The following is a 13,962-nucleotide window of genomic DNA, read 5'->3' as shown; positions in this document are numbered from 1 at the left end:
TGTAATGGAATGGGAAGGAAAGACGGATGTCCAAGCCGCGTCGTCGTAAGCAGAAAAAGCAGGTTAAGCCCGAGCTCAAGCTCAGGCAGTTTGCCGCCACCGAGCTTTCCGACCAGCTTGCCGCCCAACACTCCGCCGCCGACCTGCCGCGCTTTATGGTCGACACGGTCGCCGGCGCCTATGCGCCCGCCGATGCCGAGCTCATGATCAAGGGCTTCGGCGCCGCGGCCACACGCCCGGTCACGCTGCGCGCCAACACGCTCAAGGCAACCGCCGAGGACATCGCTGCGGCGCTCGATGCCGCCGGCATCGCTCACAACCCCGTCACCTGGTACCCAGACGCCTTCATCCTGCCCGAGGCCCAGGTTTCCGATCTGTGGGATCTCGACATCTACCGCGACGGCAAGATCTACCTGCAGAGCCTGTCGTCTATGATGCCGCCGCTGGTCCTGGGCGCTCAGGCAGGCGAGGACATCCTGGACATGTGCGCAGCCCCTGGCGGCAAGACGACGCAGATCGCCGCCCTCACGCAGGGGCAGGCGCACCTTACCGCCTGCGAGATGAGCATTCCCCGCGTCGAGAAGCTCGAAGCCAACCTCCACCGCCAAGGCGCAAAAAACGTGCCCGTCATGCGCATCGACGCACGCGAGCTCGACGAGTTCTTCCGCTTTGACCGCATCCTGCTCGATGCCCCCTGCACCGGCACGGGCACCGTCATCAGCGGCAACGAGAAAAGCCTGCGCGGCCTGACCGAGCAGCTGCTGAGTAAGTGTGCCCGCTCGCAGCGAGCGCTTCTGGACCGCGCCATGGGAGCCCTTAAACCGGGCGGCACGCTCGTCTATTCGACTTGTTCGATCTTGCCGCAGGAAAACGAGGACGCCCTGCAAGAGGCCCTCGACAAGCACATGGATTGCGAGCTTATCCCCCTCGACGGCACGCCGAGCGAAAGTGAAACGCGCCGTGCTCAGGAAGTTGGCGAAGAGCCACGCATCGAGTGCAACGCCCTCACCGAGGCCATCGCCGCCAGCCACGTCTCGTCCGTCGCCAACGGTATGCCCGGCACGCTGACCATTCCGCCTAGCCGCGACTTTGAGGGCTTCTACATTGCCCTGATCCGAAAACGCAGCTAGCGCACGGATCCAAAACTCAACAAGCTATCTCCGTGCGCGTTTGCCCTGCTGGTCGCGATGCTGTTTAAGCATCGCGCGCTCCTTGCGTTCGGCCCTTTTGCCTTTAATGGCCGTAACCACAAAGTAGATGACCGCGGCGGCTACGATTGCGCCCACGCATAGGCCAATCGAGCCCAACATTGCCGAAAATTCCATACCGCGTCACCTCTCTTTTAAACGGGACTTTCAAGATAGCACCTCGATCCCCGCCACCACAGCTCCTTCACGTTCGCCGCCCTTCGGTCTAACGGAGGACGCGGCGGGGAAAAATCAACTCGTCAAACGATTTAGTAAGCACAACGCTGCCGGCACCCTGCCGGCCGTCATCACATAGAATCGAGCCTCCATGGATACCCTCAACGATCTAAACGAGCGCGTCGACGCCTTCGTCGGCACCAGCTCCTTCGACACGCCTGCCGCGGCAAACGACCAAGCTCCCATCGATGTGCCCGCCGAAGTTCACGAAGACATCGTCGCCTCGGTCGATTTCTCCGAGGTCGAGCTCGCAGACGAGTTCACCGAGCCCCAGGTAGCCGTCACGCCCAACGGCCTGCTCCCTATGGAGCCCCTGCCCATCGACGGACGTCTGCGCAAGGCTGCCCTTCGCATGCCCGACGAGATCGAGGAGGCCAGCGGCTTCACGCTCTTCGGCCGCCGCATCAAGTCGCTCATTTACACCACCGATGTCGCGGTTATCCGCAACTCCAACGCCGATGCCGTCTTTGCCGTTTACCCCTTCACGCCGCAGCCGGCCATTACGCAGGCACTGTTGACCGTCGCCGAGTGCCCGGTCTTTGTAGGCGTGGGCGGCGGAACTACGACCGGTAAGCGCTCCGTGCAGATGGCAGCCGTCTCCGAGATGCAGGGCGCGGCGGGCTGCGTGGTCAACTCCCCCGCTACTGCCGAGATGGTCGAGCACATCACCAACATCGCCGACATCCCCGTCATCGCTACGGTCGTTCGCTGCGACGACGATGCCCACGCCAAGGTGCGCGCTGGAGCCAAGATTCTCAACATCGCCGCCGGCAAGAACACGCCCCAGGTCCTACGCGAGCTGCGCAAGCACTATCCCAACCTGCCGCTCATCGCACCGGGCGGCAAGACGCCCGAGAGCATCCGCGAGACCATCGCCGCCGGCGCCAACGCCATCATCTGGACGCCGCCTTCGGCACAGCAGCTACAGACCGACATGATGCAGCGTTATCGCAAGATGAAGGAAGACGCCACGCCTGTCATCTCGCACGACGATGTGCCCATTATCGACCAGGTCGCCGCCGCCGAGGTCAGCCAGGTCGAGAACATGAATCCCGACGTGCCGATTCCCGACGAAGTCATCGAGCGCGTCGCTTCGATCCACGATCATATCGAGGAGCGTCGCGCCAACCGTGGACTCAAGCCCTCGCTGCACGGCTTCTTCTTCCGCGGAAAGAAACGCTAGCAAAACATCTTGGCCCGCCCCACAAACGTGAGGCGGGCCGTTTTCGTTTGAGCAATCATGCAGCGACGTGATGGGGCAAATTAATCCACGCGCTTGTCGCCCATAAAGAAGAGCGCCACCGTACCAGGTCCGGTATGCGAGCCAATCAGAGTACCGATGTCATTGATCTCAATCTTGCCTTTAAGCTGCGGAACCTGTTCCTCAATCAGCGCCGCAACTGCCTCGGCATCCTCGCGGCACGCCGAGTGCGACATGATGCACTTACCCGAATAATCCACACCGTCCTGCACGTGTGCCATCATGGTCTTGGCCATCTCGGAAATCGCGCGCTTCTTAGTGCGAATCTTCTCACGTGGCGACAGCTTGCCGTCGCAATCGACCGTCATAAGCGGGCAAATCTTAAGCGCCGTGCCGATGATCGCACTCGCAGCCGAAATGCGACCGCCGCGCAGGTAGCTCGACAGATCGGTCGAGAAGAACCAGTAGTGCAGGTTGAGCTTGTGCTCCTCGATCCAGGCAGCCGTCTCGTCGAGTGAAGCCCCGCTATCGCGCACATCGGCGGCATATTCCAGCAACAGGCCAAAGCCCGAAGACGCCCCCAGCGAATCGATGACGCGCACCTTGCCGCCCTGGGGATAGCGATCTGCGAGCATCTGCGCCGCAACGCAGGCCGATCCATACGTGCCCGAAATACCCGACGACAACGTCAGGTGCAGCACGTCTTTGCCCTCGGCAACAAACGGCTCCCAAAACTCCTCGTACTCGCCCACGCTCACCTGAGACGTCTTGGGCATGGCGCCTGCGGCAATCTGGGCAAAAAACTCGTCCGGCGTAATCGACTGATACAGATCGTCCGTATAGACAACATCGTCGATCTCGTAATGAAAACACACGACAGGGATATTGCGCGATTCAAAGAACTCCCGAGTTCGATCGGCGGCGGATTCACAGGTCAGGACAAAATCACTCATATGAGGCTCCTTACTCATTGCTGCGCAAATTATCGCACAGTGAGCTTACATACGGTACATATGTCCACTATTTACCAAATCGAACCAATAATAGCGAACATCTCTACCACCATCGTCTCCACCGACCCCACGCATAAATATCTGAGAAAACACCTTCTGTCGTCTCCATCCAACCGCCATATCTACCTCAACTAAATCGATTTACCAAACCGTTCGGCCAACAATTCGACCTCCCACCCCCAATCGAAACAAAAGCGGCGCATACTGATAAACGTTTGACGCTGTTTATCAGTTTTACCAACCCCATCGGAAGGTGTTTCATGGTCGCATTCGATCGCAATCCGCAAGACTTCAAGTATCTGCGCCTGCTGTCGAGACGGTTTCCCACCGAGCAATCCGCGTTTACCGAGATTATCAACCTCTCGGCCATCCTCAACCTGCCCAAAGGCACTGAGCATTTTATGAGCGACGTGCATGGCGAGTACGAAGCCTTTATGCACATCCTCAACAACTGCTCGGGCGTCGTGCGCGAGCATGTCGACGAAATCTTTGGCGAAACGCTCACCTTTGACGAGAAGGGCGAGCTGTGTACGCTCATCTACTACCCGCGCGAGAAGATCGAGCTGGTCCGCAGCCAGCGCGAGGACTCGCCCACCTGGTACAAGACGATGCTTGACCAGCTCATCATGGTCGCCCGCTCGCTTTCGAGCCGCTATACGCGCTCCAAGGTGCGTAAGGCCATCCCACGCGATTACGCCTACATCATCGACGAGCTGCTACACACGCATCCGGACGAGAACAACTATCGCGTGCGCTATCACGAGCGCATCGTGGAGTCCATCCTGGAGACCGCAAGCGCCGACGACTTTATCGAGTCGCTTGCCTCGCTCATCAAGCGCCTGGCCGTCGACCACCTGCACCTGGTGGGCGACATCTTCGACCGCGGTGGCGGCGCGGCCAAGATTATGGACCGCCTGCTCACCTACCATTCACTCGACATCCAGTGGGGCAACCACGACCTGCTGTGGATGGGCGCTGCGGCCGGTGAGCCCGCCTGCATCGCCACGGTGCTGCGCAACAACCTACGCTACGACAACTACGAGATCCTGGAGAACGACTACGGCATCTCGCTGCGTGAGCTTGTCGCCTTTGCCGATGCCACCTACACCGCCGGTGAGTCCATCACCCCGCTGATCAAGGCCATCAACGTGCTGCTCTTTAAGCTCGAGGGTCAGATTATCCAGCGCCATCCCGAGTTCGACATGACCGACCGCCTGTTACTCGACAAGATCGACCACGACACCGGCACGGTCACGCTCGCCGACGGCAGTGTGTGGCCGCTCACGACCAACGACTTCCCCACCGTCGACCCGACGGACCCCTATACGCTCACGTCTCAGGAGCAGCACATCATCGACAAGCTCGTGTCCGAGTTTGTCACCGCCGATCACCTGCATCGCCATATCGATTTCCTCTATTCCCACGGCTCGATGTACAAGGTCGCCAACGGCAACCTGCTGTTCCATGGCTGCGTGCCGCTCAACGAAGACGGCACCTTTAGCAGCATGAACTGCCTGGGCACCTGGCACGCTGGCCGCGATTATCTCGATTTTTGCGACCACATCGCCCGCCGCGCCTGGCGCGTGGGCGACCGCGACGCTCTCGACTGGATGTGGTACCTGTGGATTGGCTTTAACTCACCCGCCAGCGGACGCCTGGTGCGCACCTTTGAGCGCGCCTATATCGCCGATAAGAGCACCTGGGTCGAGCCGATGGACCCGTACTTTACGCTTACCAAGTCGCCCTCGGTCTGCGACGACATCATGCGCGAGTTTGGCGTCGCGCCCATGGCATGCTCACCGACCGGTCACATCATCAACGGCCACACGCCCGTTAAAACCACCAAGGGCGAGCGGCCCATCCGCGCCGAGGGCAAGCTGCTGGTCATCGATGGCGGCTTCTGCCGCGCTTACCATCCCAAGACGGGTATCGCCGGCTATACGCTCATCTCGAGCTCGCGCGGCTGCCGCCTCAAGTCGCACCGGGCCTTTACGACGGTTGCCGAGGCACTCACCCGCAACGTCGATATCGAAAGCGAGACCAACCGCTTTGACGAGGCCGACCGTCGCCGCATGGTGAGCGACACCGATTCCGGTGCCAAGATCCGCAGCCAGATCCAGGACCTGCGCCAGCTGCTCGATGCATATAGAAACGGTGCTATCGAGGAGCGCGCCTAGCACCACCCGTGGGGATTGGCTAAACTTGCTGAGTTTGTCATCCCCGCGGCGCCCCGGCGCCACCATAAGGCAGGTACCATGCAAAAGCTCCTTGCACAGATCATGAAATTTGGCGTCGTCGGTGTCATTGCCACGGTTATCGACTTTGGCATTATGAATCTGCTCCACTACGGTCTGGGCCTCAACATCCTAATCGCCAATACCAGCGGCTTTATCGTCTCGCTCATCTTTAACTACCTCGCAAGCATGAAGTACGTGTTTGCGCACAAGGAAGGCATGAGCCGCCGCCGCGAGTTCATTATCTTTGTCGTGCTGTCCGTGATCGGCCTGGCACTCAACGACGGTATCGTGTTGACACTCAACGCCGGCCTGGGGCTCGAGGCCAATATCGCCAAGATTTGCGCCACCGCGCTTGTCATGGTCTACAACTTTGTGACCCGAAAGATCTTCCTGGAAGGCGATGAGACCAAGTAACTCGCAACCTTACAGCTTTACAATGCCCACGGACGACGCGCGTCGTGCGCTGTGTTGTTCGTGGGCATTGCTCGTTTACGGGCAAATTTTCAACGTTTGCGGATTAGCTCTTGAAAATTTGGCGAGTTCGTATAGTTCTTGGCAAGGACCTTACGTTTCCCTTGCAAAAGCTCTAAAGTATCCTCTGCTCGATTCATCAACGCATTGGATGTGATTACGTGCGCAAGGCACTGGCACAACCTCATACCAAGCAGTTCCTCAAGTTCGCTGTCGTGGGTCTTATCTCCTTTGGCATCGACTGGGGTATGCTCATTGCGCTCGTCGAGCTGTTTCACCTCGACTTTTTGATGAGCACCACGGTCTCGTTTACCACGTCCGTCGTGGTCAACTACTGGCTCAGCATGAAGTACGTGTTCGACCATCGCGAGGGCATGAGCCGCAAGCGCGAGTTCACGATCTTCACCATCCTGTCGGTGATCGGCCTGGGCCTCAACGACCTGTACATGTTTGTGGGCGTCACGTTTTTGAGCATCGGCTACCAGGCCATGAAGGCCATCGCCACGTTCCTCGTCACCTGGTACAACTACTTCAGCCGCCGCTTCTTCCTCGAGGGCGCACGGTCGTAGTCGATTCGCTATTTGCTTGAATGTATAACCGGTTGGAATTCCCATTCCAACCGGTTTTTTGTTTGCCGAGAGACCCGGCGACCCAATCCCATTCGCATGAAAAACGGGCGACCCGGATGTCTGTCCGAACCGCCCGTCTGGCGCGCTATGTCGAAGCCTCTAGCCTGTAACGTAATACCAGACCACGTTGTCGCCGTTGGAGAGAACGTAGTTGCTGCAGGCCGTCATGGGCGTTGTGCCGTTGACGGAGTACATCCAGCCGCTCGTGCCGCCGTACCGTTTCTCGGCCAAACCACCAATCGCGGAGACATACGTGCCGTACGACGAGCCATGTGCGTTGACAGAAAGGCCCAGCGCGCACAGGGCATCGTAGACGGTAGCGCCTTCGTTAAAGGTAAAGGTGCCACCAGAAGACACAGGATTGCCCACAGCGCTCGATGTGACCGAAACCGTCACTGTTATGTAGCTGGACTCCTGCGAGCCGCTCTGGCCGCCCGAGGAGGCGTTTCCACCATTAGAGGATGAGGCTCCATCGGACGACTGGCCACCGCCAGACGCATTGGAAGTATCACCGACTCCCGTATTTTGGGCAGCGGATTTATCGCCAGACTTCTTGCCGTCCTGACCATCGGACTTCTTGCTATCCGAGCTTTTATCCGATTCCTTGTTTGAAGACTCGGAATCGTCCTTGGACTTGGACTCATCAGAATGCTTGGACTCATCTTTTGCGTCATTCGATGACTTGGAATCCTTGGAACTGGCCTCGCCCGAAGTCGTAGTCGAGCCAGACACCTTGGTGTCCTTGGTTACGACGCTCTCCCCCGTCACGGTCTGAATGATCCAGTCGATGGACCAGGCACCGCTTGTGGAAGGGTGGACGAAACCCAGCGAGACGACGATCAGAATGGTGCAAGCGGCAGTCAGAACGCCAAGGAGTGCCTTGCGACGAGGGGCGGACGCCGCCGAAGCGGCGCCCTTTTGCTTTGGATCATCGAGCTGGATAAACGAGGAGTCGGGCTGTTGCCCGTTGGTCTCCTTGGGCTTATCGGGCATTACCGTCACCCTTGTCGCGCTTGGTCAGCACGAAGACGGCGATTAGCGCAAGGCCAATCACGCCGGCGGCGATGCCAACGATGGCGAGCGGATTGGTGCCAGTCTCCTGCTCGGCAGCACTATAGGACTTCTTAGCAGTGGTCGTGGAAGCAGCACCCGTATCGGACTTGGAATCGGACTTCTTGTCGGACTTGCTGTCCTTCTTGTCAGACTTCTTGTCAGACTTCTTCTCGTCCTTCTTGTCGGACTTATCGGAGTCCTTCTTGTCGGACTTGTTGTCCTTGGTCTCAGTCTTGGTCGACACCGTCGTCTTGGTCGTCGGCTTATGACCCGGGGCGACAGCGCCGCCAGCCTGCTGGCCCTTCGTGCCGGAGCCGGAACCCGTGCCAGCGCCAGCACCGGAACCGTTACCAGCGCCACCATTGCCGCCATTGGAGCCAGAACCGCCATTGCCGCCAGGGTTAACGGCATTCTTGGTCCACTTGGCATACAGCGTCAGATCGGCCGTCACCGGCGTACTGAAGTCATACGCCTGCGTGCAAGCCTCATCGGTATACCAACCGCCGAAAGCGTAGCCATCGCGCGTCGGATCGGCCGGCTTGACCAGCTTGCCATCGGCCGTAGCAACAAACTTAGTGTCGCAAGCAGACCCGCCGTTGGAATTAAAAGCAACCGTCCAAGACTCAACGGCCCCAAGCTTGAACAGCGTGCCCGAGTCATTGATGTAGTAGAGATTGCCAGAAGCATCGGCAATGACCGGAGAGTCGCAGTGCTGGTAATGGCCAGCCGCATCATAAATCTGCGTCGCCTCTGCATCGCCGAGCGTATAGCGATACACGCCACCACCAGCAGAGTAGTTGACGTAATCCTTGCTATCCGCGCTGTTAACGGTGAAGTACACATGGGTCTTTCCACCCTGAACACTCACCAGCGGAGTAGCAGCAATACCGTTGAAGCCAGCCGGCAGCGCCTTGCCGTCAGCAGCGGTGACCATCGTGGTCTTACCGGTCTTCAGATTATAGAGAGCCAGAGCAGAGCCAGTAGCCGTCTGTCCGCCGACAATCAAGTTTTCGCCAGCCACCGCCGGTGCGCTCATGTTATTAGTAAGACCCAGGTCGACCGTCTTCTGCTCGCCCAGTACGCCCTTCGCCGAAAGCGAAATCACATGGAGCTTTCCATCGTGCGTCATCTGATAGAAGGTCGAACCATTGGACGGATCGGCGACACAGTCGGCGTTCGCGAGAGCGCCGAGCTTCATGGTCGAAACGACGTCGCCCGTCGTCTTATCAATGCACTTAAGCGTACCCGCGCTCGTAGGAACGATGGCATACTTATCCGTCAAAGCCGCACCAGTCCAGTAATAGCCCTCGGCAGGGTCGATGTTCTGCCAAGAAACTTCGCCCGTGGCAATCTTAATGCGCGCAAAGGAGCCGTTGCCGTAGGTCGCGTTGTAATTCTCGTCATACGAAATATCGACCGAGCCTACATAGACGTACTCGCCGTCCGAAACGACGGTGCAGGAGCTCTGCGTCAAGTCCGTCAAACCAGGCGTCAGCCACTTGCAGATCAGCTTGTCCGCAGTAATCGCCTGGACCGCACCGCCGTTGAGCGGAACGATGATAAGGCCATTGGCATAGATCGGACGAGAGGTATAGCTCACCTTGGAGGCAAGCGGCGCAGAGGCAACCTTTTTACCCGTGGACGAATCGATCTTAATGAGCTCGTTCTCGGTCGCGATGTACACAAAACCGTTAGCAATGACAGGCTCGCTGCAGTTGGCATACTGCTGGCCAGACTCGGCCTTCCAATCGAAGGCCCACTTAAGACCAGCGGCCTGCGCAGGCGTCTTGGCATCCGTTACGGTCGAACCGTTGCCACTGTTGCCGTAGCCGGCCCACTCGGCATCCCAATCAGGAGTCGTCGCACTCGGGTCCACGACAATCTTGTCAGGATCGGGCATGGGCGAATCGTCGGTGGTATAGGCAAGCGTAACCTTATCGTCGCTCTTGAGCGTAATCTGATTGGCGCAGAGTAAGGAGGGCTCTCCATTGATATACAGATGCCAATATTTATTGGTCGCAGCATCCCAGACATACGGCTTGTGATCGAACGGCGAAGTAATGGAATTCAGGAACCAGTATGCACCGCTCTGGGAGGCGTTGTAATCAACGCTCTTCGCCTTCAGAACCGTCTCAATAAGGTCCTGGGCCGTAGAGCCTTCGGGCAGAGAAACATTGCTTGCCGAGCCCCAGCGAGTATTGTTGCCGTTGACATCGGGACCGATAACATCGACGGACCCAAGAACCTGACCGGGGAGGGCATCGGCGTCAGCACCATACATAAAGGTGACGGCGTCACCCTCCTGGAGCTTGTAGGCACCGGCGCCAACGTCGGCGAACTTGCCATTTACGTAGAAGCGCCAATAGCTATTGGTCGCAGCATCCCAGCCATAGGACTTACCATCGAACGGCGAAGTAATGCCGTTGAGGAACCAGCCCCAAGACGATTCGCCAGCATCGAGAGTAAGGCCGGTCTGCTCAAGGAGATCCTTGGCAGTAGAACCCGCCTTGAGACTCGTCTGGCCCGTCGAAGCCCAAACCTGCTGCTTGCCGTCCTTGTCCTTACCGAGGACCTGAACGGAAGCATGGACGGAATCGGACGGCAACTGGTCGCCCCAGCCACCGTAGAACCACGTAACGGTATCGCCAGCATGAATGGTGACATTGTCTGCCGTGTAGTCGCTCGACTTGCCGTTAATGAACAGCTGCCAATGGGTCGAATAATCGAGCGGCGTACCCAGCTCAACGCCGTTGTACTTAAGGCTCAGAATGAAGGAGCCCGCAGCAACGGCGTCGATGTCATTCGCCTCGAGCGCGACCTTCGTAAGGTCAAGTGCGCTCGAGCCGGACGTCACCACATACTGCGCGTTATCGACCCAAGTCTGAGTCTTGCCCTGGGCATCGCGACCAATGACGGTCACATTCGCAGCAAGCTGGTCCTTAACGACAGGGGACGAGCTACCAGCCGTATAGGCAAACTCAATCTTCTGCCCCTGGGTGAGCTTGACGCTGCTCGCGCCAACCGAGGAAGACGCGCCATCAACAAAGAGCTGCCAGAAGGCACCAGTTGTCGCGTCGTAGGCAAGCGTGCGGCTATCCGTCGGGGACGTAATGCTCTTGAGGTAGAACCCGTATGCCGTGTTTGCATCGTAGTCCGCCTTGAAGCCCGTCTTCTGCTGCAGCTTAACGAAGGCGTCCGCAGCCGTCGCGCCCTCGTCGAGCTTGAGTTGCGTAGGTGCCACCCAGGTCTGAGCCTTGCCGTCGGCATCGGTGCCGACAATCGAGAACGAGACCTCGACTTGCTTCTTGGCGACATCGCCGGTTTCTGTCGGGTTCTCTGTCTGGACGGCAGTCGCGGCGGCAGATCCTGCTTGGCCAGCGGATGCCGTCGAAGACTGCACGCTCGTGGCAGGGCTCTCCCCCGTCGCCGAGCCTTCGTCGCCAGTTGCCGCCTCTGTAGTGGCGGCACTAGCTGCAGGCGCGCCCTCGGAATCCGAAACCTCGGCCTTACCCTGGTCGGCAGCACCATCCGCAGGCGCTGCACCCTCGTCCGGCGTCGTAGCCTGAGCCACAGCCTCGGCAATGCCCTCGGTGCCCTCGGCCCACAGCTGAGCCGGCGTGGTGCCAAAGGCCATCGCGAAGGCCAGGAATGCCACCAGGCCGCGCTTGGCTACGCCGCGCGCAATTGCGCCACGGCGATGCGAGACGCGCTGACACTCGTCCACAAACATATCCATTTGTCTCCCATTGTCTGTACTTGGAGCGTTGCCTTGAGGCTGCCCCACGTCATCGCGCATGTTGCGCTCGAGTTCCCCCATCGGGGTCCCCCTTCCCTCCAGAGCCCTATGCACACCGGCGGCATACGCCGCAGCCGCATGCAAGATGGGAGGCGATCCGACTTAACCTTAACGACTCGGGCACGTCGTCCGATCTGCGACGCGAACATCCCGAGCCAAGAGGAATTACGGTTACTGGTACAGCCGGGGACTTGCACCCCAATTCTCCCAAACGCGCAGGTAAACCGCGCATTCATGCGTCTCCGCACCACCATCTAGGCCATCGATTATTACCGTCAAAATGGTATCACGCAAAAGAGCCTCGCACGCAGGCGAAGCCCAAGGTAAAAGCTATTGTTTGCGATAGGAAAATGCGGTGACGGTCGCGGCCTCTAGTGCTTGCCGCCGTGACTGTTGAGCCAGATATTGCGGCCCAGCATAAGCGCCAGCACCAGCGCGCTCACGTAGCCCATAAAGCCAATGACTGGGATACCAAACACAACCGGCTCGATGCGCGCGTAGTACACCACCGACGAACCGATAAACAGGCCAGCAATCACAATTGCCATCGACATACGGTCGATAATTCCGCCCAGCTGTCGCAGCGCCTTATCGCTGCTCATGATCTGCGTGTTCACCTTAAGCTGGCCGCGCGTGAGCATGCGCGAAGCCAGGCCAAGATACTCGGCCGCCTCGAGCGAGCCTTTTGCCGCGCGATAGCTGCTCGCGGCAAGATCGCGTCCCATGTCGCGCACGCGCGCATAAGTGCTTTTTTCGTTTTTGATATGCGTCTGAATGATCTGGATCATGTTGACGTTGGGCATATACTCAGTCAGCAGGCCCTCGAGCGTCACCATGCCGCGGGCGAACATCGTTACCACGCTCGGCAGCTCAACGTCGTTTTTGCGCGCCAGGTTTAACAGCGAGGTCAAAAACTCGCCGATATCCAGATCCTTCAGGTCAAGGCCCGCAAAGTCAGCCACGATAAAGTCCAAATCGGACAAAAAGGCCGAATGATCGAGCTCGGCCGAATCGCCACGCGTCACGGCGAAGCGCATGAGCGAATCCTTGAGCTTGGGCACGTCACCCTCGGCCACGGCGAAAATCATGTCCTTGACGATACCGCGATCGTGACTCGACATGCGTCCGACCATGCCCAAGTCGATAAAGTAAACGATGCCGTCCTTGAGAATAATGTTTCCCGCATGCGGGTCGGCATGGAAAAAGCCGTCATCGAGCACCTGCGTCGAGTAATCCTCGACGATTGCGGCACCGATCTTTTCCAAGTCATAGCCCTCGGCCACCAAGCACTCAGGATCGGCGATCGAAATGCCGTCGACGTAGTCCATAACCACCACGTGCTCGGTGCACAGGTCCAGATAGGATTTAGGGCACGTCACGCCATGAACGCTCTTATGGAACTCGTAGAAGTCGTTGAGGTTTTTGGCCTCGGCCAAAAAGTTGGTCTCCTCGCGAAACGAGGTCCACAGCTCCTCGACTACGCCGTGCAGGTCAACGAATTGATCGGTGTTGACGAACTTGGAAACGATACGCACCACCGAGCGGATGATATCGATGTCCTGTGCCATAACCTGCTGCGCACCGGGGCGCTGCACCTTGACGGCCACGTCCTCGCCCGTCACCAGACGAGCGCGGTGCACCTGCGCGAGCGATGCGCTACCAAGCGGATTGGGGTCGATCGCATCGAACATCTCTCCCAGGCGCAGGCCGTATTCTTCTTCCAGACAACTGAGTACGACCTCGTACGGCACCGGCTCCACGTCGGACCGCAGACGACGCAGCTCGTCGCAAAAGCGTTGCGGCAGAATCTCGGACCGGTTGGCCAGAATCTGCCCCATCTTGACGAACATGGGGCCGAGTTCCTCGAGCAGGCGGCGCAAACGAACCGGCGTGAGGTTATCCCACACGCGGTACTTTTTGACCAGGCGAACAATCTGCCCGATGCGCTCGCGGCGACCCGCCGGCGTGAGCTGGTATTCTTCATCCGGCGCCATCGCGTCGGGCTCCTCGGGGACCATATCGACAGCGCGCGGCTTCTTGCGAGCGCCCGAGACGGCGGCATCGACCTCATCGACAACCGCCGCCTCGTCACCCAAAGGATCTAGATTGTTGTAATCGGTGGTGGAATCTGCCATCTG

The 13,962-nt window shown here is 58.9% G+C and carries 10 protein-coding genes; 5 read left to right on the top strand and 5 right to left on the bottom strand.

The genetic code is table 11. The features are described 5' to 3' along the window. Positions 1-26: 26 nt before the first annotated feature. Positions 27-1,130 (top strand): RsmB/NOP family class I SAM-dependent RNA methyltransferase, encoded by a 1,104-nt coding sequence (locus tag I2E13_RS03065; RefSeq protein WP_195404156.1) that lies wholly within the window; start codon positions 27-29, stop codon positions 1,128-1,130. A 24-nt stretch (positions 1,131-1,154) separates the two neighbouring features. Here the strand turns inward: I2E13_RS03065 and I2E13_RS03060 are convergent, their stop codons facing one another. Then, positions 1,155-1,325, bottom strand: a complete 171-nt coding sequence (locus tag I2E13_RS03060) for a hypothetical protein (RefSeq protein ID WP_158557554.1) — start codon at positions 1,323-1,325, stop codon at positions 1,155-1,157. A 190-nt stretch (positions 1,326-1,515) separates the two neighbouring features. Here I2E13_RS03060 and I2E13_RS03055 point away from each other — a divergent pair, with 190 nt between their 5' ends. After that, entirely contained in the window at positions 1,516-2,607 is a 1,092-nt protein-coding gene (locus tag I2E13_RS03055) for a beta/alpha barrel domain-containing protein (protein ID WP_117735930.1), read from the top strand. A gap of 80 nt (positions 2,608-2,687) precedes the next feature. Here the strand turns inward: I2E13_RS03055 and I2E13_RS03050 are convergent, their stop codons facing one another. After that, the gene (locus I2E13_RS03050) at positions 2,688-3,578 is read right to left on the bottom strand and encodes a DegV family protein (RefSeq protein WP_195404155.1); all 891 of its coding nucleotides are present in this window, start codon (positions 3,576-3,578) and stop codon (positions 2,688-2,690) included. Positions 3,579-3,898: 320 nt separating this feature from the next. On the opposite strand from I2E13_RS03050, the gene I2E13_RS03045 reads away from it, so the two are divergent. The 3 genes from I2E13_RS03045 to I2E13_RS03035 all read left to right on the top strand — a co-directional run bounded on the left by I2E13_RS03045 (position 3,899) and on the right by I2E13_RS03035 (position 6,915). Then, positions 3,899-5,815 (top strand): fructose-1,6-bisphosphatase, encoded by a 1,917-nt coding sequence (locus I2E13_RS03045; RefSeq protein WP_195404154.1) that lies wholly within the window; start codon positions 3,899-3,901, stop codon positions 5,813-5,815. A gap of 78 nt (positions 5,816-5,893) precedes the next feature. Next, positions 5,894-6,289 (top strand): GtrA family protein, encoded by a 396-nt coding sequence (locus tag I2E13_RS03040; RefSeq protein WP_117758763.1) that lies wholly within the window; start codon positions 5,894-5,896, stop codon positions 6,287-6,289. Positions 6,290-6,507: 218 nt separating this feature from the next. Further along, on the top strand, positions 6,508-6,915 hold the full coding sequence (locus I2E13_RS03035; RefSeq protein ID WP_055250894.1) for a GtrA family protein: 408 nt from the start codon (positions 6,508-6,510) through the stop codon (positions 6,913-6,915). Positions 6,916-7,074: 159 nt separating this feature from the next. Here the strand turns inward: I2E13_RS03035 and I2E13_RS03030 are convergent, their stop codons facing one another. The 3 genes from I2E13_RS03030 to I2E13_RS03020 form a co-directional block, all read right to left on the bottom strand. Next, positions 7,075-7,968 carry a DUF4430 domain-containing protein gene (locus I2E13_RS03030; RefSeq protein ID WP_195404153.1) on the bottom strand — a complete coding sequence of 298 codons (894 nt, stop codon included), beginning with the start codon at positions 7,966-7,968 and terminating at the stop codon, positions 7,075-7,077. Further along, positions 7,958-11,764, bottom strand: coding sequence for a DUF4430 domain-containing protein (locus I2E13_RS03025; protein WP_195404152.1), 3,807 nt, complete (start codon positions 11,762-11,764; stop codon positions 7,958-7,960). Before I2E13_RS03025 ends, I2E13_RS03030 begins: the two co-directional genes overlap by 11 nt. A 431-nt stretch (positions 11,765-12,195) precedes the next feature. Further along, positions 12,196-13,959, bottom strand: a complete 1,764-nt coding sequence (locus I2E13_RS03020; RefSeq protein ID WP_195404151.1) for an ABC1 kinase family protein — start codon at positions 13,957-13,959, stop codon at positions 12,196-12,198. Positions 13,960-13,962 lie beyond the last annotated feature (3 nt).

This window comes from Collinsella aerofaciens (assembly GCF_015554145.1).
Lineage (GTDB): Bacteria > Actinomycetota > Coriobacteriia > Coriobacteriales > Coriobacteriaceae > Collinsella > Collinsella aerofaciens_AA.
Note: the sequence above shows the minus strand (reverse complement) of the source record. Positions and strands in the feature narration are given on the sequence as shown.

Bases quoted from the DNA above. Each gene is read 5' to 3' on its own strand.
- I2E13_RS03045 (WP_195404154.1), top strand. From the start codon at position 3,899: ATGGTCGCATTCGATCGCAATCCGCAAGACTTCAAGTATCTGCGCCTG.
- I2E13_RS03040 (WP_117758763.1), top strand. From the start codon at position 5,894: ATGCAAAAGCTCCTTGCACAGATCATGAAATTTGGCGTCGTCGGTGTC.
- I2E13_RS03065 (WP_195404156.1), top strand. From the start codon at position 27: ATGTCCAAGCCGCGTCGTCGTAAGCAGAAAAAGCAGGTTAAGCCCGAG.
- I2E13_RS03020 (WP_195404151.1), bottom strand. From the start codon at position 13,959: ATGGCAGATTCCACCACCGATTACAACAATCTAGATCCTTTGGGTGAC.
- I2E13_RS03025 (WP_195404152.1), bottom strand. From the start codon at position 11,764: ATGGATATGTTTGTGGACGAGTGTCAGCGCGTCTCGCATCGCCGTGGC.
- I2E13_RS03060 (WP_158557554.1), bottom strand. From the start codon at position 1,325: ATGGAATTTTCGGCAATGTTGGGCTCGATTGGCCTATGCGTGGGCGCA.
- I2E13_RS03055 (WP_117735930.1), top strand. From the start codon at position 1,516: ATGGATACCCTCAACGATCTAAACGAGCGCGTCGACGCCTTCGTCGGC.
- I2E13_RS03030 (WP_195404153.1), bottom strand. From the start codon at position 7,968: ATGCCCGATAAGCCCAAGGAGACCAACGGGCAACAGCCCGACTCCTCG.
- I2E13_RS03050 (WP_195404155.1), bottom strand. From the start codon at position 3,578: ATGAGTGATTTTGTCCTGACCTGTGAATCCGCCGCCGATCGAACTCGG.